Source organism: Pseudonocardia xinjiangensis (assembly GCF_050948425.1).
In the GTDB taxonomy this organism is placed as follows: domain Bacteria; phylum Actinomycetota; class Actinomycetes; order Mycobacteriales; family Pseudonocardiaceae; genus Pseudonocardia; species Pseudonocardia xinjiangensis.
Window position 1 is genome coordinate 5417058 of record NZ_CP192009.1, and the last position, 23654, is coordinate 5440711.

At 74.2% G+C, this 23654-nt stretch carries 20 protein-coding genes; 9 read left to right on the plus strand and 11 right to left on the minus strand.

The window, feature by feature from the left end; all coding sequences use genetic code 11:
- Window positions 1-3: 3 nt before the first annotated feature.
- From ACQPZA_RS25565 to ACQPZA_RS25580, 4 genes are all read right to left on the minus strand, one after another.
- A complete protein-coding gene (locus ACQPZA_RS25565) occupies window positions 4-1932 on the minus strand; it encodes a cytochrome c oxidase assembly protein (RefSeq protein WP_433274465.1) in 1929 nt (642 codons plus the stop codon).
- Complete coding sequence (locus ACQPZA_RS25570) at window positions 1929-4232, minus strand: heavy metal translocating P-type ATPase (RefSeq protein ID WP_433274467.1); 2304 nt, start codon at window positions 4230-4232, stop codon at window positions 1929-1931. The genes ACQPZA_RS25565 and ACQPZA_RS25570 overlap by 4 nt, the downstream gene beginning before the upstream one ends.
- Complete coding sequence (locus ACQPZA_RS25575; protein ID WP_433274469.1) at window positions 4229-5212, minus strand: cytochrome c oxidase assembly protein; 984 nt, start codon at window positions 5210-5212, stop codon at window positions 4229-4231. The genes ACQPZA_RS25570 and ACQPZA_RS25575 overlap by 4 nt, the downstream gene beginning before the upstream one ends.
- A 170-nt stretch (window positions 5213-5382) precedes the next feature.
- Window positions 5383-6117, minus strand: coding sequence for a zf-HC2 domain-containing protein (locus ACQPZA_RS25580; RefSeq protein WP_433274474.1), 735 nt, complete (start codon window positions 6115-6117; stop codon window positions 5383-5385).
- A 62-nt stretch (window positions 6118-6179) separates the two neighbouring features.
- Here ACQPZA_RS25580 and ACQPZA_RS25585 point away from each other — a divergent pair, with 62 nt between their 5' ends.
- On the plus strand, window positions 6180-6761 hold the full coding sequence (locus ACQPZA_RS25585) for a sigma-70 family RNA polymerase sigma factor (RefSeq protein WP_169398176.1): 582 nt from the start codon (window positions 6180-6182) through the stop codon (window positions 6759-6761).
- 16 nt (window positions 6762-6777) lie between these two features.
- Here ACQPZA_RS25585 and ACQPZA_RS25590 read toward each other — a convergent pair whose 3' ends face one another.
- Entirely contained in the window at window positions 6778-7707 is a 930-nt protein-coding gene (locus ACQPZA_RS25590; RefSeq protein ID WP_169398175.1) for a LysR family transcriptional regulator, read from the minus strand.
- Window positions 7708-7849: 142 nt separating this feature from the next.
- On the opposite strand from ACQPZA_RS25590, the gene ACQPZA_RS25595 reads away from it, so the two are divergent.
- Entirely contained in the window at window positions 7850-9820 is a 1971-nt protein-coding gene (locus ACQPZA_RS25595; RefSeq protein WP_433274477.1) for a flavin-containing monooxygenase, read from the plus strand.
- A complete protein-coding gene (locus ACQPZA_RS25600) occupies window positions 9817-11184 on the plus strand; it encodes an MFS transporter (protein ID WP_433274479.1) in 1368 nt (455 codons plus the stop codon). The genes ACQPZA_RS25595 and ACQPZA_RS25600 overlap by 4 nt, the downstream gene beginning before the upstream one ends.
- A gap of 58 nt (window positions 11185-11242) precedes the next feature.
- Here ACQPZA_RS25600 and ACQPZA_RS25605 read toward each other — a convergent pair whose 3' ends face one another.
- From ACQPZA_RS25605 to ACQPZA_RS25615, 3 genes are all read right to left on the minus strand, one after another.
- The gene (locus ACQPZA_RS25605; protein WP_433274481.1) at window positions 11243-11836 is read right to left on the minus strand and encodes a TIGR03086 family metal-binding protein; all 594 of its coding nucleotides are present in this window, start codon (window positions 11834-11836) and stop codon (window positions 11243-11245) included.
- Window positions 11837-11882: 46 nt separating this feature from the next.
- The gene (locus ACQPZA_RS25610) at window positions 11883-12275 is read right to left on the minus strand and encodes a TIGR03618 family F420-dependent PPOX class oxidoreductase (protein WP_433274483.1); all 393 of its coding nucleotides are present in this window, start codon (window positions 12273-12275) and stop codon (window positions 11883-11885) included.
- A 100-nt stretch (window positions 12276-12375) separates the two neighbouring features.
- Window positions 12376-12951: a DUF6197 family protein gene (locus tag ACQPZA_RS25615; RefSeq protein WP_433274485.1), complete on the minus strand. Its 576-nt coding sequence runs from the start codon at window positions 12949-12951 to the stop codon at window positions 12376-12378.
- 318 nt (window positions 12952-13269) lie between these two features.
- Here ACQPZA_RS25615 and ACQPZA_RS25620 point away from each other — a divergent pair, with 318 nt between their 5' ends.
- The 4 genes from ACQPZA_RS25620 to ACQPZA_RS25635 all read left to right on the plus strand — a co-directional run bounded on the left by ACQPZA_RS25620 (window position 13270) and on the right by ACQPZA_RS25635 (window position 17248).
- Window positions 13270-13977, plus strand: a complete 708-nt coding sequence (locus ACQPZA_RS25620) for an RNA polymerase sigma factor (protein WP_433274487.1) — start codon at window positions 13270-13272, stop codon at window positions 13975-13977.
- Complete coding sequence (locus ACQPZA_RS25625; RefSeq protein ID WP_433274489.1) at window positions 13974-14825, plus strand: anti-sigma factor domain-containing protein; 852 nt, start codon at window positions 13974-13976, stop codon at window positions 14823-14825. The genes ACQPZA_RS25620 and ACQPZA_RS25625 overlap by 4 nt, the downstream gene beginning before the upstream one ends.
- A 64-nt stretch (window positions 14826-14889) precedes the next feature.
- Window positions 14890-16479, plus strand: coding sequence for a molybdopterin-dependent oxidoreductase (locus ACQPZA_RS25630; protein ID WP_433274491.1), 1590 nt, complete (start codon window positions 14890-14892; stop codon window positions 16477-16479).
- 118 nt (window positions 16480-16597) lie between these two features.
- Window positions 16598-17248 (plus strand): fasciclin domain-containing protein, encoded by a 651-nt coding sequence (locus ACQPZA_RS25635; RefSeq protein WP_433282989.1) that lies wholly within the window; start codon window positions 16598-16600, stop codon window positions 17246-17248.
- An 86-nt stretch (window positions 17249-17334) separates the two neighbouring features.
- On the opposite strand, the gene ACQPZA_RS25640 is transcribed toward ACQPZA_RS25635, so the two are convergent.
- Window positions 17335-17682: a winged helix-turn-helix transcriptional regulator gene (locus ACQPZA_RS25640; RefSeq protein ID WP_433274493.1), complete on the minus strand. Its 348-nt coding sequence runs from the start codon at window positions 17680-17682 to the stop codon at window positions 17335-17337.
- 74 nt (window positions 17683-17756) lie between these two features.
- Here ACQPZA_RS25640 and ACQPZA_RS25645 point away from each other — a divergent pair, with 74 nt between their 5' ends.
- Together ACQPZA_RS25645 and ACQPZA_RS25650 are read left to right on the plus strand one after the other, a co-directional pair.
- Window positions 17757-18770 carry a zinc-binding alcohol dehydrogenase family protein gene (locus ACQPZA_RS25645; RefSeq protein ID WP_433274495.1) on the plus strand — a complete coding sequence of 338 codons (1014 nt, stop codon included), beginning with the start codon at window positions 17757-17759 and terminating at the stop codon, window positions 18768-18770.
- A 59-nt stretch (window positions 18771-18829) separates the two neighbouring features.
- The gene (locus ACQPZA_RS25650; protein WP_433274497.1) at window positions 18830-21565 is read left to right on the plus strand and encodes an ATP-binding protein; all 2736 of its coding nucleotides are present in this window, start codon (window positions 18830-18832) and stop codon (window positions 21563-21565) included.
- A gap of 24 nt (window positions 21566-21589) precedes the next feature.
- Here ACQPZA_RS25650 and ACQPZA_RS25655 read toward each other — a convergent pair whose 3' ends face one another.
- Both ACQPZA_RS25655 and ACQPZA_RS25660 read right to left on the minus strand, forming a co-directional pair.
- On the minus strand, window positions 21590-22378 hold the full coding sequence (locus ACQPZA_RS25655; protein WP_433274499.1) for an alpha/beta hydrolase: 789 nt from the start codon (window positions 22376-22378) through the stop codon (window positions 21590-21592).
- Window positions 22379-22613: 235 nt separating this feature from the next.
- Window positions 22614-23546: a U32 family peptidase gene (locus ACQPZA_RS25660; protein ID WP_433274501.1), complete on the minus strand. Its 933-nt coding sequence runs from the start codon at window positions 23544-23546 to the stop codon at window positions 22614-22616.
- Window positions 23547-23654: the final 108 nt, after the last annotated feature.

A 23654-nucleotide genomic window follows, 5' to 3' on the forward strand; every position in this document is an offset into this window, starting at 1 on the left:
CGCCTAGGAGAGTAAGACCTTCGGGTAGGCCATCTCGTCGTCGTCGGTCAGCGGGCGGGTGCGGTCCTCGGGCCCGGACGGCTCGCGGTCGGCGCGGGCCCAGCGCGCGACGAGGGCGAGCACGGCGAGGACGACCGGCAGCTCCCCGAGCGCCCACGCCAGCACCGCGCCCAGCCGCTGGTCGGCGAGCAGGTCGGGGACGTACGGCAGGCTCAGTGCCCCGTAGAAGCCTGCGGCGACGGGCGTGGCCTGGCCCAGCAGCCACGCCCCGAACCCCGCGTGCAGCGCCATCACGGCGAAGACCATGACGATGCGGCCGATCGCGGGCAGCCCTCGGCCGGGCAGGCTGTGGCCGAGCACGGGCCAGAACAGCGCCAGGCCGGTGGAGAAGAACGCCGTGTCCATCGCCAGGTGCGCCCAGTGCTGCTGCACGATCGCGGCGTACAGCCCGGTGGGGTAGAGCCCGAACAGGGTGATCGCGACGGCCACCCAGGCCACGGCGGGGTTGCGCACGAACCGGATCACCGGGGCGTCGAGCAGGCTGACCAGACGCGCCGCGGTGCCGGGCCGGACCACCCGCAGGGCGAGGGTCACACCGTGGCCGAGGACGAGCAGCACCGGCGCGAAGCTCGCGAGCAGCATGTGCTGCACCATGTGGACGCTGAAGACGGCCTCCGCGTACGTGGCGATGCCCGACGAGGTCGCGACGAGCAGCGTGGCGCAGCCCGCGAGCCACACCGCCGTGCGGCCGGCGGGCCAGCTTCCGCCGGAGCGCCGGAGCCTGCGCACTCCCACGAGGTAGGCGGCGGCCCCGATGAGCGCGAGCGGGCCGAACACGAGGTCCGGACGCCAGCGCAGCGCCAGGTCGAGGGCCGTGAGGTGCGGCGGGAGGTCGTAGCCGATGAGGTAGACGAACCGGCTGGCCTCGTAGTCGGTCTCGCCGGGGGGCGGCACGCGCGCCAGCGCGGTGCCGGTGGCGGACGCGACCCCGAGCAGCAGCAGCTCGACGACGACGAGCCGCATCGCCGCGTGCCGCCCCGCTCCCGCCGGGCCGATCGTCGTGCCGAGCTTCCGGACGGTCCCGGCGAGCACCACCACCGCCACCGCACCGGCCACGGAGAGCAGCCCGAACCCGCTCGTGAGGACGTCCGAGAGCCGCAGCGCGTACGAGGCCGACACCACGCCGGACGCCGTGACCACGACGAGCGACCCGAGCGCGACCGCGCGATGGCGGCGCAGCACCACCTCGGCGCCCGGGCGGTGCCGGACCAGGTGCATCGCCGCGGCGGCGGTGCTGCCGAGCCACAGCACCGAACCGAGGACGTGCAGGGCGACCGCGTCACCGGCGATGTCGTGGGAGCGCTGGGCGTTCGTCGCGGCCGTGAGCGTGAGGGGCAGCAGCGCGGCCACGGCCAGTACGAGCAGCCCGACGGCGCTGCGCCACGAGAGCGCGACGGCCGCGAGCCCGGCCACCACGAGCGCGGCGAGCGTCGAGGCGGCCCACCCGCCTGCCTGCTCCACCTGCGTGACGCCGGCGGCGAGCACGTCGGGGCGACCGATCAGCACACCGGGCCCGACCCCGCTGTTCTCCGCGACCAGCAGCCACGTGACCACCGCGGACGCCACGGCCTGCACGACCGCCCAGCGGGCGGCCGCGCGCAGGCCGGAGTACCCGGCGGGCGAGACGAGCCCGTGCGGCTCACCCGGTGCCAGCACGGCCGCGAGCAGCAGGTTCCCGACGGTGAGCGCGGCCGCTCCCACCGCCACCACCCGCGCCGCCGGCAGTCCCGCGTCCACCAGCGGGCCCAGGTCCCGCAGCCCGTACTGCACCGCGACGCTGGGGGCGAACGCCGCGACCAGCACCCCGGTCAGCGCCGCCGCCACCAGCACGCCGGTGGCCACGGCCGGAGTGGCGCGGGCTCCCGCCGTCATACCGGCCCGCCGACGGCGTCGACCGGTCTGCCCTCGGTGGGCCGGAAGCTGCGCAGCCGCAGGCTGTGCGTCACCACGAACACCGAGGACAGCGCCATCGCCGCGGCCGCGACGATCGGGCTGAGCAGGCCCACCACCGCCAGTGGCAGCGCGGCGGTGTTGTATCCGAAGGCCCACCAGAGGTTGCCGCGGATGGTGCGGTGGGTCCGGCGCGCGAGCTCCACGGCGTCGGCGACCACGAGGAGGTCCTCGCGGCCGAGGACGATGTCGGCCGCCTCGATCGCGGCGTCGGTGCCCTCCCCGACGGCCATGCCCAGGTCGGCCGCGGCGAGCGCGGCGGCGTCGTTGACCCCGTCGCCGACGACCGCGACGCTGCGGCCCTGCTCCTGCAGCCGCCGCACCACGTCGACCTTGCCCTCGGGCAGCACCTCGGCGACGACCTCGTCGATGCCCACCTCGGCCGCGACGGTGGCCGCGGTGCGGGCGTTGTCGCCGGTCACCAGCACCGGGTGCAGCCCCAGCCCGCGCAGGGCGGCCACGGCGGCGGCACTCGTGGGCCGCACCGTGTCGGCCACGGCGAGCACCCCCTGCGCGGAGCCGCCCCACCCGACCAGGACCACCGTGACACCGCGCGCCTCCAGCTCGTCGCGGGCGGCGTCCAGGTCCGGCGGCACCTGTAGCCCCTGCTCGGAGAACAGCTGCGACCGGCCCACCACCACGTGCTCGCCGTGGACGAGCCCGCGGGCGCCCAGGCCGGCGTGCGCGGCGAAGTCGGTCACCGCGGGCAGCGGCGGGCCCTGCGCGGATGCGGCCGCGGTGATCGCCGCGGCGATGGGGTGCTCCGAGGCCGCCTCGACCGCACCGGCCATGGCGAGCAGCCGGGAGCGGTCGACGCCGGGAACGGTCCGCACGTCCGCGAGCCGCATGCGCCCCTCGGTCAAGGTGCCGGTCTTGTCGAGCACGATGGTGTCCACCGCGCGCGTGGCCTCCAGAGCACGGGGCCCCTTGATGAACACGCCGAGCTGGGCCCCGCGCCCGGTGCCGACCAGCACCGCGGTGGGGGTGGCCAGGCCCAGCGCACAGGGGCACGCCACCACGAGCACGGCCACCGCGGCGGTGACGGCCTGTCCCGCCGGGTGCCCGGTGACGAGCCAGCCGACCAGAGTGAGCACGGCCAGCACCAGCACCGCGGGCACGAACACGCCGGCCACCCGGTCGGCCAGCCGCTGCGCGCCCGCCTTGCCCTCCTGCGCCCGCTGGACGAGCCGCGCCATCCGGGCGAGCTGGGTGTCGGCCCCCACGCGGGTGGCCCGCAGCACCAGCCGTCCACCGGAGTTCACGGCCCCGCCCGCGACCGCGTCACCGGGCACGACCTCCCGCGGCACGGGCTCGCCGGTCACCATGCTGACGTCCAGCGCGGAGCTGCCGTCCGTCACGACGGCGTCGGTGGCGACGGTCTCCCCCGGCCGCACCACGAACCGGTCCCCCACCTCCAGCTCCGACACCGGGACGCGCTGCGGGCCGTCCTCGCGGAGCACCTCGACGTCCTTGGCGCCCGCCTCCAGCAGGGCCCGCAACGCCGATCCGGCCGACCGCTTGGCCCGCGCCTCGAAGTAGCGCCCGGCGAGCAGGAACGTCGTCACGCCCGCGGCGACGTCGAGGTAGAGCGCGTGGCCGCTGCCGGACAGCACGGACAGGCCCTGTCCCAGGCCGGGTTCGACCGTCCGGTCGGCGATCATGACCCACAGCGACCAGGCCGTGGCGGCGAGGATCCCGACCGAGACGAGGGTGTCCATCGAGGCCGCGCCGCGGCGGGCCCCCGCCAGGGCCGCGCGGTGGAACGGCAGCGCGCACCAGCCGACGACGGGCGCGGCCAGCACCAGCAGGACCCATTGCCAGCCGGGGAAACGCAGCTCCCCGAACAGCGACAGGGCGAGCGAGAGGTCGCAGATCGGCACCGCCAGGACCGCAGCGACCGCGAGCCGCCTGCGCAGGTCGACGACCCGGCGCTGGTGGTCGCTGCCGTCGTCGGCCGCGGCGACGTCGTCGATCCGCCTGGCGGTGTAGCCGGCCCGCTCGACCTGCTCGATCAGCGTGCGCGGGTCGAGGTCCTCGGGACACTGCACCCGGGCGCGCTCGGTGGCGAAGTTGACGGTGGCCTGCACGGCGTCGAGCTTGTTCAGCTTGCGCTCGACCCGGGTGGCGCAGGCGGCGCACGTCATCCCGCCGACGAGGATCTCGTACTGCCGCAGGTCGGCGACCGGGCCGGAGGCGGTGCCGGGCGAGGCGTCCGCGGTCATGATCGATGCTCCTCGTCGCGGGTGTGCAGCGCGGCCAGCGCTGCGTTGTAGGCCTGCAGCGCGCGCTCGTCGGCGTCGACGTCACCGCTCGCGCCGTCGGCGGGAACGGCGTCGGCCCCGAGCAGCGTGCGGTGCCGCACCCCCTCGATCCACCGGCCGAGCCCCTGCTCCTGGCCCTGGGAGGTGCCCCACCGCACCGCGACGGCCACCATCAGCACCAGCATCAGGACGTCGCCGCCGAACCACATGATCGCTCCGGCGGCCTCCTGGTCGGCCAGCGCGGTCGGTCCCCATCCGGGATGCGCGGCGGCGTAGGCGGGCGCCAGCGGCCGCGGGGTGAGCATCAGGACCACCCCCGTGAGGGTGTCCACGCCCATGCTGAGCGCCAGCAGCGCGAACCGGGCCAGGTGCGGCGGCGACCACGGCACCAGCTCCGCCCCGGCGAGCGGCAGGAACAGCAGGTAGCCGCTCACCAGGTAGAGCGCGAGCTCGGCCGCCCGGACCGCGGGATCCGTGACGGAGACCTGCTGGAACCCGGTGAGGTGGGTCAGGATCACCACGGCCGCGTAGAGCCCGAGGCCGCACAGTGGCGCGGTCCCCCACCGGGCCGCTCTGCTGCCGACCACCCGGTCCACGACCGACCGTGCCCGCGCGCCCCCCGCGTCGTGCACGAGACGCCACGGCTGGGCCCACACCAGCAGCACCGGCACGACCATGATCAGCAGCAGGTGCTGCACCATGTGCACCCAGAACAGCACGTCGGCGAAGACGGCCACCGGCCCGTCGAGGGCCACCACCAGCACGACCACGGCACCGAGCCACGCCGTCGTACGCAGCGGGGGCCAGCGTGAGCCGTCGGCGCCCGGGCGGCGAGCGAGCAGCAGGTACGCGACCGTCACGAGGACGAGGACCAGGTCCACAGCCGGGGAGAACCGCCAGAACGCGAGTGCGCCCCACCAGCTCGGCGCGTTGTCGATCACGGTCGTGCCCCACCTCCGCCGGTCCGTCGCGCCGCGGCTGCGCGCGCGTCGAACCCACATAGTCGTCGCCGCGGGGTCATCGGTTCCCCGGTTCCGCCCGTGTCACAGGTGATCGGGGCGACATCCCGCTGCGGGGCCTGCCGACGGCGGACGGCTGGAGCCCGCGACGGTCACGCCGCGCGGCGCGCGGTCGGACGCGAGTCCTGCCGCAGGGCGGCGGGGCGCCGGATCCGACCGGTCCACAAGGCACGCCGCTCCGTTCTCGGGGCGTCCGGGGGCAGGCCGACGAGTGCGCCGTCGCCCTCCCGGCGGTCCCGCCGCCTCAGCACCATCAGGAGCACCAGACCGAGCACCACCAGGCCGTGGCCCAGGATGCGGCCGGGATCGACGCGCCCGGCGATGAGGTCGAGCGCGCTCAGCCCCGCCAGCACCGCGACGAACGACCCGATGACCGGCAGCAGCCCGGACAGCCGGGGGGCCGCGGTGGCCGCCCACAGGAACCCGACGGCGAGCGCCAGGTTCCACGCCGCGCTCTCGTGCGCCACATGCATCGCGCTGGCGCCCCCCACCTCCATCGCGTCGTGCATCGCGAACGAGCCCGCGGTGGCGATCCCGCTCACCGCCAGTGCTCCCTGCGCGAGGCCGACCGCGCCGAGCGCGAGCCGGACGGCATCGGCGCGGCGTGCCCGGCGGGCGGGTGCCGCGGCGAGCACCGCGGCGACCAGGTCCGGACCGGGTTCCGCCAGGCCGGTGCGGGCCAGGCGGGTGACCTGGGCCGCCCGGTCGAGGAAGGACCGGCAGTCCGGGCACGTCGCCGTGTGCTCGTCGACGGCCGTCGCCTCGCCCGGATCGTCCTCGCCGTCGAGCAGGGCGGAGATCGCCTGGCGGCAGTCCTGGCATCGCATGTACTGGTGGTCGTCCGGACCCGCCCGGCGGTTCCCGCGGATCGGGGAGCTACCGTGCGGGCATGGCCGACGGCGTGGACGACGCCCGGATCACCGCATGGGCCCTCGCCGCAGGCCGCGGCGACCGGGCCGCGCTCGCGGCATTCGTCCGCGCGACGCAGCGCGACGTCCACCGTTTCGTCGCCCACATCAGCGGTCCCGGTGAGGCGGAGGACCTGACGCAGGAGACCTACCTGCGGGCCCTGGCCTCGCTGCCCCGGTTCGCCGGCCGTTCCTCGGCCCGCACCTGGCTGCTGTCGATCGCCCGGCGCACCGCAGCCGACGCGGTCCGCACCGCCACACGCCGCCCCCGCACGACCGGTGTGGACGACTGGAACGCCGTCGTCGGCGAGCGGATCCGGTCGGCGCGGTCGGCTGCCGACGAGGCCGTGGTGCTCGGGCTGCTGGTCGACCAGCTCGAACCCCGCAGGCGCGAGGCTTTCGTGCTCACCCAGGTGCTCGACCTCGACTACGCGGAGGCCGCCGCGGTGTGCGACTGCCCGATCGGCACGATCCGGTCCCGGGTCGCACGGGCGCGCGAGGACCTGATGACCGCGATGGATCCCGTGCGCGACAGCCGCCGACGGCGCTCCGGCGGCGTGTGAGCGGACGGGGCCTGCCTCACGCCGAGGCGATCGGCTCGACGGTCCCCGCCCGCGGCCCGGGGTCCTGCGGGCGCACGTCCGTGCAGAGCGCGAGGAAGTTGCGCACGAGAGGGTCCGGGTCGCCGAGCCACGCAGCCGCCATCGTCAGCCGCATCCGGGTGCCGAGTAGCGGGACGCAGACGACGCCGGGCTGGGCGACCCGCCGCCCCGACCGCGGGACGAAACACACGCCGAGGCCGCTCGCGACCAGGCCGATCGCCACGTGGGTGCGGTCGACCTCATGGCTGATCCGGGCGCTGAACCCCGCCGCGGCGCACTGGGCGACGTAGTAGTCGTGCAGCTCCGGTTCCTGGGAACGGGCGATCAGGATGAGGTCGGTGTCGGCGAGCTCGGCGAGGTGCACGGCCTCCCGGTCCGCCAGCCTGCTGCCCTCGGGCACCGCGAGCATCACCGGTTCCGACCGCACCGTGACCAGCGACAGCTCGCTCACCGGCTCGATCGGCAGCCGCACGAAGGCGATGTGCACGCGCCGGCTGCGGACGGCGTTGACGGCCTCGATGTTGTGCATCTCCTCCAGGGCGAGCCGCACCCCCGGATGCCGGACGCGGAACGCGCGCAGAACCGGAGGGAGCAGGTCGTAGAGGGCGGGGGCGATGAAGCCGACCCGGAGCATCCCCGTGCTGCCCCGGCCGGCCGAACGCGCCCGCTCCACGGCCCCGTCGGCCTGCGTCAGCAGCCGGCGCGCGTCCTCGAGCAGGGCGACCCCGGCGGTGGTCAGCACGACCTGGCGCTTGTCGCGTTCGAACAGGAGGACCCCGAGCTCCTTCTCCAGCGCCGAGATCTGCTTGCTCAGCGCGGGCTGGGCCACGAAGACCCGCTGCGCCGCCCGCCCGAAGTGCAGTTCCTCGGCAAGAGCGACGAAGGAGCGCAGATGCCTCAGCTCCATCGTCACCGCCCCTCTGCCGCGTGCAGATCACAGCACGGGAGGCGGGTGCGGCGCCACGGGGCTGCACTCATTCCGGGTGGGCATCACAAGCCTCGCAACCGTTATTTCCGGTCGCGTCCGGTATACGCCGAGAGTAGTGACCGTGACCACCGTGGACGTTGGTACCGGACTCTCCGCACTGCTCGACGACGACGCCGCGCTCGCCGCCGCCGTCGCGGGTGCGGAGCTGCCCGCTCTGCTGCCGGCCCTGGCCCACCTGACAGGTGACCTCACGCTGCTCGCGGACGAGCTGCGCCCGCCGCTGCGCCTGCGCCCCGACATGGTGGAACCGCAGGGCGGGATGTCCGAGGCGGCCCAGGAGCTGGGCCGCCGTCGCGCGCTCGCCGCTCTGGCGGCCTTCCGCGACGGCGGGGCGGTGCCCGCGCCCGAACCCGACGACGACACCCTGCGCCGCCTCATGCGGTTCGTCGCCGGTGACGTGGCCGACGACTACCTGCCGCTGATGTCCCACGAGCTCGGTCTGCCGCTGGACGCGGGGGCGCCGGGCTGGACCGTCGAGCAGGTGGCACCCGGGCGCACCGTCGAGGTGGTGGTGATCGGCGCCGGGATGTCCGGGCTGGTGACGGCACACCGGCTCCGGCAGGCCGGCGTCGAGGTGACGGTGCTGGAGCGCAACGCCGACGTGGGCGGGGTGTGGCTGGAGAACGGCTACCCCGGCGCCCGGCTCGACACCCCGAACTTCGCCTACAGCTTCTCGTTCGACCAGCGGCCGGACTGGCCGCACCAGTTCTCCGCCCGCGACGACGTCTGGGGCTACTTCCGGGACGTGGCCGACCGGTTCGACCTGCGTGGCTGCGTCCGGTTCGGGCACGAGGTGGTCGAGGCGGTGTTCGACGACGCCACGCGGCGCTGGACCGTGCGGGCGCGGCGGGCCGGCGGTCCGGACGTCGTGCTCGAGGCGGACGCCGTCGTCAGCGCGACGGGGCAGCTCAACAAGCCGAACCTCCCGGACATCCCGGGACGCGAGCGGTTCGCCGGACCGAGCTGGCACACCGCGCGGTGGCGCGACGACGTCGACCTCACCGGCAGGCGCGTCGCCGTGATCGGCACCGGGGCGAGCGCCTACCAGGTCGTCCCCTCGATCGTCGACCGCGTCGGCGCCCTCAGCGTGTTCCAGCGGACCCCGCCGTGGATGCTGCCGACGCCGACCTACCACGATCCGACGCCCGACGAGCAGCTCCGGCTGCTGCGCGAGCTCCCCTACTACCACCGGTGGCTGCGGTTCGTGCAGTTCTGGACCTCGGTGGAGGGCAGGCGGCCGTTCATGGAGGTCGACCCCGGCTGGGAGCACCCGGTCTCGGTGTCGCCGGCCAACGAGGCTCTGCGCCAGGCCCTCGTCGCCCACCTGGAGCGCAGGTTCGGTGACCGTCCCGACCTGCTCGCGAAGGTCGTGCCGGGCTACGCCCCCGGCTCGAAACGGATGATGCGCGACAACGGGGTGTGGCCCGCGGCGCTCAAGCGCGAGCACGTCGACCTGGTCACCGACGCCATCACCGAGATCACCCCCGACGGGGTGCGCACGGCCGACGGCGTCGTCCACGAGGCCGACGTGCTGATCTACGCCACGGGCTTCCGCGCGTCGGACTTCCTCGCGCCGATCACGGTCCGCGGGCGCGACGGCGCCGACCTGCACGAGCGCTGGGACGGCGACGCCCGTGCCCACCTCGGCGTCCATGTGCCGGGCTTTCCCAACCTCTTCTGCGTCTTCGGCCCGAACACCGGCCTCGTGATCAACGGCAGCATCCTGCTGTTCTCCGAGATCGCGGTGCACCACATCCTGGGGTGCCTGCGGCTGCTGCTGGAGTCCGGGGCGGCGACGGTCGAGGTGCGCCGCGACGTGCACGACGCCTTCAACGAGCGGGTCGACGCCGGTAACGCGCTCATGGCGTGGGGGGTGGCGACCGTCAACAGCTGGTACCGCAACGCGAAGGGCCGCGCCTCCCAGGTGTGGCCGTTCACCGTCCTCGACTACTGGCGCATGGTGCGCGAGCCCCGCCCGTCGGACTTCCACATCGAACGAGCCCCGACCCCTCAGCCCGAGGAGCGCCAGTGACCCCTTCCGCGTCTCGCAGTGCCGCGAGCCGACCCTCCGAACACACCCGCCGGGTCGCCGCGGCGACCTTCGTCGGCACCGCCATCGAGTGGTACGACTTCAACATCTACGGCGCCGCGGCCGCCCTGATCTTCGCCCCGCAGTTCTTCCCGAACTTCTCCCCGGTGGCGGCCACGCTCGCGGCGTTCGGGACCTTCGCCGTCGGGTTCCTCGCGCGCCCGATCGGCGGCATCGTGTTCGGGCACTTCGGCGACCGCCTCGGGCGCAAGCAGACCCTGGTGGTCTCGCTGCTGCTCATGGGCATCGGGACGTTCCTCATCGCGCTCCTGCCCACCTACGCCCAGATCGGGATCGCCGCACCGATCCTGCTCATCGTCCTGCGGTTCGTGCAGGGTCTCGGTGTCGGCGGGGAGTGGGGCGGTGCGGTGCTGATGGCGATGGAACACGCGCCCGAGGGACAGCGTGGTTACTACTCGTCGTTCCCGCAGATGGGCCTGCCGGCCGGGACGCTGCTGTCGAACCTCGTCTTCCTGGGCGTCTCGGTGGGCCTGGGCCGCGAGCAGTTCGCGGCGTGGGGCTGGCGCATCCCGTTCGTGCTGAGCGCCCTGCTCGTGGTGGTGGCACTGGTCGTCCGGCTCCGGCTCGCCGAGAGCCCCGAGTTCGCGCGCACCCGGCAACGGGGCCGGGTGCGTCGCCTCCCCGCGCTCGACGTGCTGCGGAACAACCCCGGCACCGTCGTCCTCGGGATGGGCATCACCCTCGCCCCGTCCGCGCTGGGCTACCTGCTGTCGGTGTACCTGCTCTCCTACGGCACCGGCACGGCGCACGTGCCGCAGCAGACGATGCTGCTGACGATCTCGGCGGGCTCGGTGGTGTACCTCGTGGTCGCCTACCTGACCGGCCGGGTGACCGACCGCATCGGCGCCGTGCGGATCTTCATGGTCGCCTCGGTGCTCTCGGTGCTCGTGCCGTTCGCCGTGTTCGGCCTCATGGACACCGGGGCGGTGCCGGCGGTGCTCCTCGCCATGCTGGCGATGGGCCTGGTGCTGGGCCTGCTGGTGGCGGTGCAGGCGGTGATCGTGTCGCGCGCCTTCAGCACCGACGTGCGCTACACCGGTGCCTCGATGTCGTACCAGTTCGGCGCGGTGCTCGGCGGCGGGCTCACCCCGCTGCTGGCCGCCGCCATCCTCGGGGCGACCGGGTCGTCGGTGTGGGTGGCCGCCTACATCGCCGCGCTCGCCCTGCTGTCCGGGGTGTCGGTGTGGTTCCTGCCGCGTGAGGCGCCCGACGTGACCGACGGGGACGCGCTCCCCGCAGGCGCCGGGGACGAGCCCCTCCACGACGGCGGGGCCGTGCGCGCCTGAGCCGCGCCGGCTGCGCTCGTCCGCGGGCCGGGCGAGCGCGGCCGGCCCGTCGTGCCGGTCAGCGGGTCGCACCCACCGCGGCGGGCGTCCAGGACGGGTCCCGGCCGCTGAGCCCGACGAGCCGGTCGAGCGCGGGCGCGTCGTCGGGCACCGGGACCGGCGGCCCGAACAGCCCGGGCACGCCCTCCGGCCGCACGGCGGGCGCGACGAACGCGAAACACGCCTGCACGCTCGCCTGGTCGGCGTCGTAGACCTGGCCGGTGGCGCGGGCGATGTCCCAGGCGTGCAGTACGAGCTCGTCGAGCGCGACGAGCGCCATCACAGCGGCCGGCATCTCCACTCCCCCGGCGCGCGCCGTGCCCTCCCGGGCAGCGGGGTCACGCCAGGCGGCGGCGAGCGCGTCGAGCCGCTGCGGCAGGAGCCGGCGCCAGTGCGGGTCGAGCTCCGGCGCCACGGCGGGCGGCGGACCCGGATCGGGCTCCTTGGCCGCGGCTCCCCGGAACGCCTCCGCGAGCCCGAGGAGGTGGCTGAGCAGGTTGCCGACGGTCGTCTCGGCGCACGGGGTGGGCGCGTCCAGCCGGTCGTCGGTGATGGCATCGAGCAGCCGCACGACGCGGTCGGCCGCGGGAGCGAGGTCGACGAAGGGTGTCATGGTCTGCAGACCGGGCCGCCCGCCGGAACTCATCGGCCGCCGGCCGTCACCCGGTGCCGTTGACCTTCAGCACCTCGATCGTGAGGACCAGCCGGGTCTGGTCCCGGCCGCCGTACCAGGGATAGGGGCCACCGAGGTAGCGCTGGGCGAGCATCTCGATGTGCTCGGCCGCCCCGTCGCTGGTGATGTCGAGGACCCGGCCGCGGACCGCGTAGTACCGGGCGATGTCGTCGGGGTCGGAGACGTTGAGGGCGACCCGCGGGTCCCGCTCGATGTTCTTGATCTTCTGGAAGCCCTGCACGCTGTTGACGAGGATGTGCTTGCCGTCCGTGTCCACCCAGGTCTGGGTGAGGTGCGGCGAGCCGTCGCCCATCGTCGTGGCGAGGTAGCAGGGGCTCGGCCGGTACAGCAGGTCGAGCAGACCTTCGGGAATGTCCACGCCCCGAGCATTCCAGCGCACGGTGTCGCAGTTCGGAGCCGTACTGCTGCCGTGACCCCCGTCCGACAGCAGTACGGCTCCGGAACGCGCCTGCGTTGCCCTACGGGTGCGCGCCGGCGCGGGCGATCTCCTGCCCTGCCGCCCGCTCCACGGCGTGCAGCAGGGAGAGCACCTCGGCGGACGTGCGGGCGGGCTGGTCGTTCCAGCGCGTGAGGTCCCGGACGTGGGCGGCGCGGACCGGCGGGGCCGGGCACCAGTGGACCGGCTCGTGCTCGCTCCCGTGGAGCGTGTGCCAGGTCAGGTCGAGCGCCCGCTGCACCGGCTGGCTCCGTACGGCGGCCGGGCCGCCGCCCGCCTGCACGATCGCGCCGACGAGACAGGCTCCGGTGATCGGCCGGTCGCCCATCCGCTGCAGGGTGGCCGCGGTGACCGTGCGGTGCTCGCCCTGCTCGTCGCGGTAGGCGAACCAGCCGTGCTGGACCCACCCCGACCCGACCACGGCGCGGGCGGCGCCGACGAGTGCGCGGATGTGGTGGAGCTCGGCCAGGTGCGCGGCCCGGCGGTCCTCGCCTGCCAGGCGGCGCTGCTCCCGCCGCCGGTCCCACCACCGGGGGCGGCCCACTCTGGGGCGCGCCTGTGTGGATCGAGGGACGGTCAGTTCGGGTGTCGGTGTCACGACCACTCCTCCCGGGCTGGTCCAGGCCGGGCGTACGACGGTCCGACCCAGGTTAGGGGGCGTCCCGCGGATCTTCAATCGCGATAGCCCCAGCGGCGCCGCCAGGAACCACCTGGATCACGGCTCTCATCGACCAAGATCCACGGGACACCCCCTGGTACGGCACCGGCGCCGGGGTCAGCTGACGGATGCTGCGAGCACGGCGGGTGATCCGTCCGGTTCCCCGGACGGGCCCGCGGCCTACGCGAGACGACGGGGCGGACGGGCTACTCTGAGCTGGTTCTGAACCGGACACCGTTCCGCTGCGAAGAAGCTGACGTGAGGATCCCGCTGGTGGCCGATGCCCCCGACACGCGTGAGGGGTCGAGTCTGCCGAACCGACGCGGAGGCGGGTCGCCGACCACCGGCGAGCCCGACGTACCCGATGGGGATCTCGTCCTGTCCGTCGCGAACGGGGTCGAGTCCGGGCTGGCCGTTCTGTACGACCGGTACGGTCGGCGGGCCTACTCGCTCGCTCGCCGCATCTGTGCCGACGACGGCCTGGCCGAGGACGTTGTGCAGGAGGCCTTCCTGGCCTTCTGGCGCGACCCGCACCGCTTCGACCCCGCCCGCGGCAGCTTCGGGACCTGGATCCTGACCCTCGTGCACCACAAGTCCGTCGACGCGGTGCGCCGCGAGAGCGCGATCCGTCGGCGCACCGTGCCGGCGGCCGAGGAGGGGCAGGAGTGGTCGGCCCCACCGGGGCCGGGTGCCGACCACGGCGCGCTGCGCTCGGTGGAGGCCGGGCAGGTCCGCACGGCGCTCGGGGGGCTCCCCACCGACCAGCGGCAGGCGCTCGCACTGGCCTACTTCGGCGGCTACACCCAGCGGGAGGTTGCTGCGATGACCGGGGTCCCGCTGGGCACGGTGAAGTCGCGGATGTTCAGCGGGATGCAGCGCCTGCGGGGTGTCCTCGCCCCGCTGCTCGACGGCGGCTCCGACACCACCCGCACCGACAACGCCGGCACCACGGGCGATGCCCGATGAGCGCCGACGAGCAGCAGGCCTGCGCGATGAACGAGCACGCGGTCGGCTGGGCGCTGCACGCGCTCGAACCCGACGACGAACTGGCGATGGAAGCCCACCTCCCGACCTGCGAGTCCTGCCGCGAGATGGTGCGCGACACCGAGCTGATCATGGGCGGCCTGGCCGACACCGCGGAGCAGACCGACCCGCCGCCGCGGCTGCGCGACAACATCCTGGCCCAGGCCGCCGAGACACCGCAGGTGCGCCCGCCGGCCCCCCGGGAACGCGAACCCGAGGACCCGCCGCGGCGGGCGCCCGTCCGGCCGGATGTCGGCCTGCCGGCCCCCTCCGACACCGGGGCCCGTCGCCGTCCGACGTGGGCGACCATCGGACGGCGACGCCTCGTCGCCGCCGTCGTGGTGCTGGTGGCCGTACTGGGCGTGGGTGGTCTGGCCGTCTACGCGGCGCAGCTGCAGCAGCAGCGTGACGCCGAGATCGCGCAGTCGCAGTCGCTGGCCGACATCGTCACGCAGCTGGATCAGCCCGGCACCACGCATGCCACGCTGAGCACCACGTCGGGCGATCCGGTCGCGGCCGTGCTCACCACCGCATCGGACCGCACGGTCGTGACCACCGGCGTCGTCCCGAACAACCGCTCCGACTCGATCTACGTCCTGTGGGGGATCGACGGCGGCCCCCCGCAGCCGGTGGGCATGTTCGACGTCACCGCACCCGGACCGGGTGTCCACAGCATCGGGCCCGCCGTCGGCGCCCCGGCCTTCTCCGCCTACGCGATCTCGCTCGAGCCCGGCCGGGCCATGCCCACCATGCCCACCACCGTCGTCGCCACCGGCCCCGTGCAGACCTGACCAATCGTCCCGGGAAGTCCCGCAAGCAGCCGAACCGGACAGGCGTGACGCGCGAACGCTCGTCGTGAACCCGACCGCCCCGCCCGCGCCGCCGCTCCGCCCACCGCGAGCCGCCATCCCGCGGGTCGCCGCCGCAGCGGAGGCGGTGCTGGCGGTGGGTGCCGCGCTCGGGGCCGGGCATCTCGTGGCGGCGCTGATCTCCCCAGCGTCCTCGCCGTTCCTGGCCGTGGGGGACGTCGTCATCCGGTTCTCCCCGCAGTTCCTCACCGAGTTCGCCAAGACCACGTTCGGTACCGCCGACAAGCCGGTGCTGCTCGGGGGGATGGCCGTGGTCATCGCGGTCGTCGCCGTGGCTGCGGGCCTGGCGTCGGTCCGCCGCCCGGCGCCGGGGATCGTCGTCATCGGCGGCCTGGGGCTGCTCGGTCTCCTCGCGGTGGTCACCGGGCCGGCGTTGACCTGGGTTGACCTGGCGGCGCCCGCCGCGGCGCTGGTCGTGGGTGTCGACGCGTTCCGCGGGCTGCACGCACTCGCGACCCGCGCCTACGTCCCTGCAGCCGGTGGTGACGACCACGCGGGAGTCTCCCGGCGCACCCTGCTCATCGGTTCGTCGGCCGCCGTGGCGGTGGTGTCGCTCGCCGCCGGTGGCGTCGGCCAGCTCCTCAGCGGCGGGGTGGGCGACTCCAGCCGGACGGTGACCGACCGGCTGGCCCGCGCCCGCCTCGTCGAGCGGGCTCCGGCGATCCCGCCACGGGCCGCGTTCCCCGAGCTGGGCACCCCAACCTTCCTCACCGCGAACCCGGACTTCTACCGGATCGACGTGGCGTTGCGGGTGCCGGCGCAGCGGGCCGAGGACTGGTCGATGCGCATCCACGGCATGGTCGACAACGAGATCGTCCTGACCTTCGACGACCTGCTCGCCCGTCCCCTGGTGGAGCGGACCATCACGCTGACCTGCGTCTCCAACCCCGTGGGCGGCCCGCTGATCTCCACCGCGAACTTCATCGGCGTCGACCTGCGCGACCTCCTGCTCGAAGCGGGCGTCCGGCCAGGGGCCGACCAGCTCTACTCCACCAGCGTCGACGGCTGGTACACGGGCACGCCCACCGAGGTCGTGCTCGAACCCGGCCGCGGCGCGCTGCTGGCGATCGGCATGAACGGCGAGGCACTCCCGCCCGAGCACGGCTTCCCGGTGCGCATGCTCGTGCCCGGCCTCTACGGCTACGTCTCCGGCACGAAATGGCTCACCGACCTGGAGCTCACGACGTTCAGCGCCGAGTCCGGCTACTGGCTCGAACGCGGCTGGGCGCAGAAGGCCCCCATCAAGACCCAGTGCCGCATCGACACCCCCCGCGGGTTCGCCACCGCCGCGCGCGGACGCGTCACGGTGGCCGGGATCGCCTGGTCGCAACCCACGGGCGTGAGCAGGGTGGAGGTCCGCATGGACGGCGGCGCGTGGCGAGACGCCGAGCTCGCCACCGAGGTCAACGCCGACACCTGGCGGATGTGGCGCGCCTCGTTCGATCTCGCGCCCGGCAGCCACACCGTGCAGGCCCGCGCCACCGACAAGAACGGCGTCGGCCAGACCGAAATGCGGGCCGAGCCGATTCCGGACGGCGCGTCCGGCTGGCCCGCCACCATTTTCACCGTCGCCTGAAACTCACCGAGAAAATCTCTCCGGGACCGAACCGATGCCGTCCGGAATGCGAATGCTCTCCGAGCCCGGAATGACCGGGCAGATTCGAGGAGGCAACACCGTGCGCAAGACCCAGCGAATGGCCGCCGTCGGCGCCCTGGCCGTCCTGACCGTGACGCTCGCCGCCTGCGGCGGCTCCGAGGAGCCGGCCGGCCCTCCCCCCGCCGCCGCCCCGATGTCCTCCGCGCCCGCTGCGGCGAGCAACGGCGTCACCACCAACGACGACGTGTTCGGACCCGCCTGCGGCCAGCTCCCGCAGGGCGACGCACCCGGCTCGCTCGACAACATGGGCCCGCAGCCGGTGGCCAGCGCGGCCGCCACGAACCCGCTGCTGAGCACCCTGGTCTCCGCCGTGACGGCGGTTCCCGGGCTGGCCGACACCCTCAACTCGCAGCAGGCCATCACCGTCTTCGCCCCCTACAACGGGGCGTTCGACCAGGTGAAGACCACGATGGGCGACCAGGCGTTCAACGGCCTGCTGTCCGACCAGCAGCAGCTCGGCGCGATCCTGTCCTACCACGTCGTGCCGAAGCGCTACGACGCCGCGGGCCTCGTCGAGGCGAACAAGCTCACCGAGCTCGCGGGCGGGGACGTCACCATCGGCGGCACCGCCGACGCCCCGACCGTCACCGACGGCAAGGGCAACACCGCCACGGTCCTGTGCGGGAACATCCCGACGTCCAACGCCACCGTTTTCGTGATCGACAAGGTGCTCATGCCGGCCGGCTGACATTTCTGCGCCACCGCGCACATCTCGTGGCCACCGCACACACGTCATGCCGTGTGCGCGGTGGCCAACCGGTGTGCACGGTGGCGTCAGGCCGAGACCGGGAACCGGTCGATGTTCGCCTCGACCCACGTTCGCAATGCGTTCAGCGGGCGGCACGCGTCGACCCCGAGCGGGGTGAGTGCATATTCGACGTGCAACGGGACCGCCGGGAAAACCGTCCGGGTGACGAGCCCGTGGTCCTCGAGACGGCGCAGCACCGCGGTGAGCACCTTGGGACTGATGCCCTGCAACCGGTTCTTGATCGCGCCGAACCGCCGGGGACCGTCCTCCAGGGCACCCAGCGCCAGCGCGCTCCATTTGTCGGCCAGCAGGTCCAGAACCGAACGGCAGGGGCAGTTCGCCGCGTAGACGTCCCTCGCGCCGCATTCCGTCATGCACCCCATCGTAGTACCCTGAAGGAACTACGTTCCCTTGCGGGTTACTACTGTCTCAGAGGTAGCGTCGGGGCATGACGAACACTGCAACCCGTACCCGCGCCGTGGCCTACCGGAACAGCGGGCCGATCGACGCCCCGGATGCGCTGATCGACATCGAGATCGACATCCCGACGCCCGGTCCGCACGACCTGCTCGTCGAGGTGCGCGCCGTGTCGGTCAACCCCGCCGACGCCAAGGTGCGCGCCGGCGTCGATCCCGGCGGTGAGCCGAAGATCCTCGGGTTCGACGCCGCGGGCGTCGTGGTCGGCACCGGTGCCGCGGTCACATCCTTCTCGGTCGGCGACGAGGTCTACTACGCGGGCTCCATCGCCCGCCCCGGCAGCAACGCCGGTCACCAGCTCGTCGACGAGCGGATCACCGGGCACAAGCCGAGGATCCTGGACTTCGCCGAGGCGGCCGCCCTCCCGCTCACCGCGATCACGGCGTGGGAGGCCCTCTTCGACCATCTCCGGCTCGGCCCCGACAGCCAGGGCACCCTGCTCGTCATGGCGGGCGCGGGCGGCGTCGGCTCGATGGCCGTGCAGCTGGCCCGCAAGCTCACCGGGGTCACGGTGATCGGCACCGCGTCCCGGCCGGAGTCGAAGAGGTGGGTGCAGGACATGGGCGCCCACCACGTCGTCAACCACCACCACCTGCGCGAGGAGATCCGGGAGGTCGCCCCCGGCGGCGTCGACGCGATCCTCTCGCCCTTCTCCGCGGGCAACGTCGAGACCTACGCCGAGATCCTCCGCCCGCGCGGCGCGGTCGTCGCGATCGACGAGCCCGAGGGCCTGGACACGCTGCCGCTGAAGTCGAAGAGCCAGGCCTGGCACTGGGAGTTCATGTTCTCCCGGCCCCTCCACGAGCCGGAGAGCACCTACCAGCGTGAGCTGCTCGACACGGTCGCCCGGCTCGTCGACGACAGGGTGCTGCGCACCACCATCTCCGAACGGCTCGGCCCGCTGAACGCCGAGACGCTGCGCGCCGCGCACCGCCGGATGGAGTCCTCGGGGAGCATCGGCAAGATCGTCCTCACGGTGGGCTGACGCCCCGCGGCTCCCGCTGCCGACCGCGGTGCACGGCCGTCGCTGATAGAAAGGGACCCATGCCCGCCCCGCACCAGGCCGCTCAGCCGCTGCGCGGACGGGACGCGGAGCTGGGCACGGTGCTGGCCGCGCTGCGCCACGCGCAGAGCGGCCGGTCGGCGCTGGTGGTGGTGCGCGGCGAGCCCGGGATCGGCAAGAGCGCGCTGCTCGACGCCTCGGCCGACCAGGCCACAGCACTCGGGTTCACCGCCGCCGTTGCGGCCGCGCACGAGACCGACGAGCTGAGCCCGCTGGCGTCGCTCGGTCCGGCTCTGCGCTGCGGCCCGGCGCCGGTGCTCGACTCGCAGGAGTTCCTCGACCTGGCACCGCTCACGGCGCAGCCGCTCTGGCTCGTCGAGCACCTGGCCGTGCTGCTGCAGCGCCGGACCGGGTCGACGCCCCTGCTCATCGCGCTCGACGACGCGCAGTGGGCCGACCCGTTGACGGCGTTCGTGCTGCGCGTCCTCGTCGGGAGGCTCCGCTCCGCACCGATCGCGTTTCTGCTCGGCACCCGTCCGACTGCCGGGGGTCCGGCCGACCAGGTCGTGGGCGGCTTGGAGCGGAGCCGGTGGGTGCGGTGGATCGACCTGGCACCGCTGCGCGACGAGGCCGTCCTCGCCGTGGCCGTCGACCACCTGGGACACGCGGCCGGCCCGGAGCTGGCCCAGCGCCTCCTCGGCACGCGCGGCAACCCGTTCCTGGCGGTTGCCCTGCTCCGCGGCCTGATCGGGCCGGACGACGCCGGTGACCACGGCGACGACCTGCCCGCCGGGCTGCTCGACGGGGTCCGCAGGCGCACGGCCGGCACGTCCGAGCGATGCCGGGCCCTGCTCCGGGCGGCCGGCGTCCTGGGGGTGCAGTCCCGGCTCGACGACCTCGCGCACCTGCTGGGTGAGCCGGCCACGCAGCTGACCGGCCCCCTCGAAGAGGCCATCGGGCTCGGGCTGCTGACCGACGACGGTGTCACGATCACCTTCCGGCACGAGCTGTTGCGCCGGGCCGTCTACCAGGACATGCCGCCGTCCGTGCGGGCCGTGATGCACCGGTCCGTGGCCGCGCATCTCATCGCCTCGGGGCGCGGACACGCTGCTGCCGCCCCGCACGTCCTCGCGTCGGCGGTGCCCGGCGACGCCACCGCGGTACGGGTCCTGCAACGCGCGGCGAAGGAGCTGCTCGGGACCATGGCCCTCACGGCGGTGACGATCATCCGGCGCGCGTTCGAGCTCGTGGCCGACGACGATCCCGAGCGGGAGCAGCTGGCCCGCGACGTGGTCGCGATCCTGGTCACCGCGCGGCACCACGACGAGGCGGCGGCGTTCGTGGACCGGCTGCTCCAGGATCCGGCGGTGTCGCCCGGGACGGCCGCGGTCACCCAGCTGAGCCTCGCTCCGCACCTGTGGTCGACCGGGCGGCTCGACGAGCTCGCCGGGCGCACCCGCGACGCGCGGTTCGCCGGGGCCGCTCCCGCGCTCCGCGCCCGGCTCGCCGCCTACGCGGCGCTCGCCACCGGTTCGGACGGCGGCGAGCTCGCCCCCGATCCGGTCGCCCGGTCGCTGCAGCTGGTCGCCCGCGCCGAGCAGGCCGAACGCGCCGACGAGTACGGGGCGGCACGCGGGTACTACGAGCAGGCGAGAGCCGCGGCCGAGGAGGGCGCAGGCGAGGCGGGCAGCCTGCCCACGAGCCGGCTGGAACTGCGCGAGCTGCTGGTTCGCGGCCGTCTCGACGACATCGACGGCGCGCTGGCGCGGCTGGCCGATCTCGACGCCCACGGCGCCGACTCCGACTCCTGGCAGGCGCCCCAGGTCTCGCTGGTCCGGGCCGTCCTCGAGCTCGGCGTCGGCCGCCTCGACGCCGCGCAGGCTGCCGCGACCGCCGCTCTGAGGCGGTCGGGCGACCTCGGCGACGCCGCTGTCGACCCTCGGCTGTGGCACGTCCTCACCCTGGTCGCGCTCCATCGCGGCGAGCTGTCCGAGGTGCGGTCGCGGATCGCCGAGGCCGAACGGCGAGGGGTCCCCGTGCCGGTCGGGCAGGCGCTGCTCGCCTTCGCGGAGGACGAGCCTGACGCCGCCGCCGGGCTCGTGCGGGAGCTCGCTGCGGGGGCGGTGCCGTGGCCGGAGGAGCTTCTCGTCGAGGCGGCGTGCGCGGCCCACCGCTGCGGTGACGGCGACACCCTGCATGCTGCCGACGACGTGCTGGGCGCGCTCGCGGCGCGCAACCCCGGCGTCGCGAGCATGGCGGGCGCCGCGGCCCTGACGCACGGGCTGGTCATCGGGAAGCCGGTCGGCGCAGTCGACCTGCTGCGGGAGGCTCGGCGTCCGCTGCTGCTGGCCCGCTCCGAGGAGGAGGTCGGGCGGGCGGCACTGGACGAGGGCGACCCGTCCGGTGCCGAGTCGCTGCAGCGCGCCCGGGACGGTTTCGCCGCGTGCGGTGCCACGGCCGCAGTGCTGCGGGTCCAGCGGCTGCTGCAGCCGGCGGGGGCGCGCCGTCCCCGTGGTTCCGCCGAGTCGCGGCCGCGGGCCGCGACCGGCTGGGAGTCGTTGACGACGATGGAGCGCCGCGTCGCGGAGCTGATCTGCGACGGCCACACGAACCGGTCCGCCGCAGCCGAGCTCCACCTGTCCCCCAGCACGATCAACACGCACCTGCGCGCGGTGTTCACCAAGCTGGGCGTGCACTCACGGGTGCAGCTGGCGAAGCTCGTCCTGTCCCGGCCGGACGAGCCCGGAACGGGACCGGCCCGCCACCACGACGGGTGACGGGCCGGCGGGCACGACGCGGTCCTACGACCGGGCGGCCTTCTCGATCTCGTCGGCGACGACCTTCGGGTTCGAGGCGGCCACGGCGTGCGACCCGGCCACCTCGGTGATCGTGGCGCCCACCCGCTTGGCCATGAAGACCTTCGCGGCGGTGGGGATGGCCTTGTCGTCGGTGGAGATCAGCGCGTACTTGCGGATCGAGCCGGGGAGGGCGGCGGTGGCCTTGTCGTCGAAGGCAGCGGCCAGGATCGGCCGCTGCTGCGCCGCCGCCACGGCCGCGGTGGCGGCGGGGACGTCGCCCGCGAAGACCTCGCGGAAGCTGTCGGCGTTGACGTACAGCTCCGGACCGGCCGGGCTGTCCACCGTGTGCGACGTGGTCGGGCCGAGCAGGCTGCCCGGGAACTGCGAGTTCAGCTGGCCCGCGCTCTCCCCGGGCTGCGGGATGAAGGCGTTGACGTACACGAGTGCCTTCACGTCGGGGGTGGTGGCGAGCCCGTTGACGAGCATCCCGCCGTAGGAGTGCGACACGAGCACCTTCGGACCCTTGATGGCGTCGACGACGCCCTTGAGCTGGTCGGTGTCCGTCGCGACGCCCCGCAGACCGACGGCGGGGGCGATCACCGGGTAGCCGTCGTGCTGCAGCCGCTGGGTGACCCCGCTCCAGGCCGAAGCGTCCTCGAAGGCGCCGTGCAGCAGGACGATGGTCGGCTTCGGCGTGTCGCGGGCCGGCGCGGCCGCAGCCGCGGTCGACGCCGTGAACAGACCGACGGCGGCGGTCGCAGCCAGCGCCACGGCAAGGTTCCTGATCTTCATTACTGCTCCTGGGTCCAGTGGTGGGGCTGGAGACAGGAAACCCGGACCGACATACGCGGGATATCGCACGAAGACGCGAGATCTGGAACTCCCGGGCCGGGAGCCGCGAAGCGCCCAGTCGGAGTACCTAGCCCGTTCGTAGGAGATGCGGCCGCACGGACATGACGCGGAGCACGTCGGCTTGACGCCACCCCCCGCGAGTCGCCCGAATTCCGCCCTCGAGTCGCCCCCGGGTTCAGAGGCTCGGCAGGGCCAGACCGGCGGCGGGGATCGCCGACATCACCGCGTCGGGCATCGTGCGGTGGAGGCGTTCGAGCCCGATCTGCGCGCGCCGGACCCGTTCCCGCCCCAGCGCGACGGTGACCTGGTCAAGATGCGTGCCGCTCGGGTAGATCACCGGGGTGTTGGCCAGCCCGAACTTCAGGTACACCGGTGCGGCCACCCGCACGATGTCGGCGATCTCGGCGTGCCGGACGAACCCGCCGAGGTCGTTGGGCGACTCGATGTAGACGTCCAGCGGGATGTCGACGGCCGCGCGGACCGCGGCGAGCTCGCCGAGCGTCATGTCGGTGGGCACGTTGTAGGTGTCGGCGCCCAGCCGCTCCGCGAGCCGGATCGCGGCCGGGTTCGACAGGCCCATCTGCACGCTGATCTTGAACTGGAGGTCGGCCGGGAACTCCCCCGCGGCGCGCAGCGACGCCGCGGTCTCCAGCACCCCGAGGTCGGTGACGAGCACGCTGCGCACGCCCGCGTCCACCGCGCGGGCGATGTCCTCCAGCACGTGCACCAGCTGCTCGGTGCCGCGGGCCTGCGCACCGAGTGCCGCCCCGCCCGGTGTGTGGGACGCGGCCGACGCCGCACCCCAGCCGGTGAGCGGCCGGGCGAACAGGCTCAGCTCGACCGGCCGCCGGGCCGCCGTCGCCGCCATCCGCTCCAGCTCGGCGTCGGTGAGGAGCAGCGCCCCGCTGCCCTGGGACACCCGGTGCACGGGCACGCCACGGGCGTCGGCCTCGGCCAGCACCGCGTCGAGCACGTCTGGGCCCTCGGTGCTCGGGATCTCCACCCGGCACTGCGCCCCGTCCGGGAAGCGCTTGGCGCTCTCGGGCACGCCGTGGTCGGACCGGGCGAACCCCCGCGCCACCAGTGCCTCGCGGAAACGCTGCTCCACTGTTCCTCCGATCGCGTTCGGGACCCGGACAGCCGCCACCGAGCAGCTCGCTCTGGCCACAACCGACCACGGTCATCCTCGTCCCGAGGCGAGCCGACGTCGAGCAGT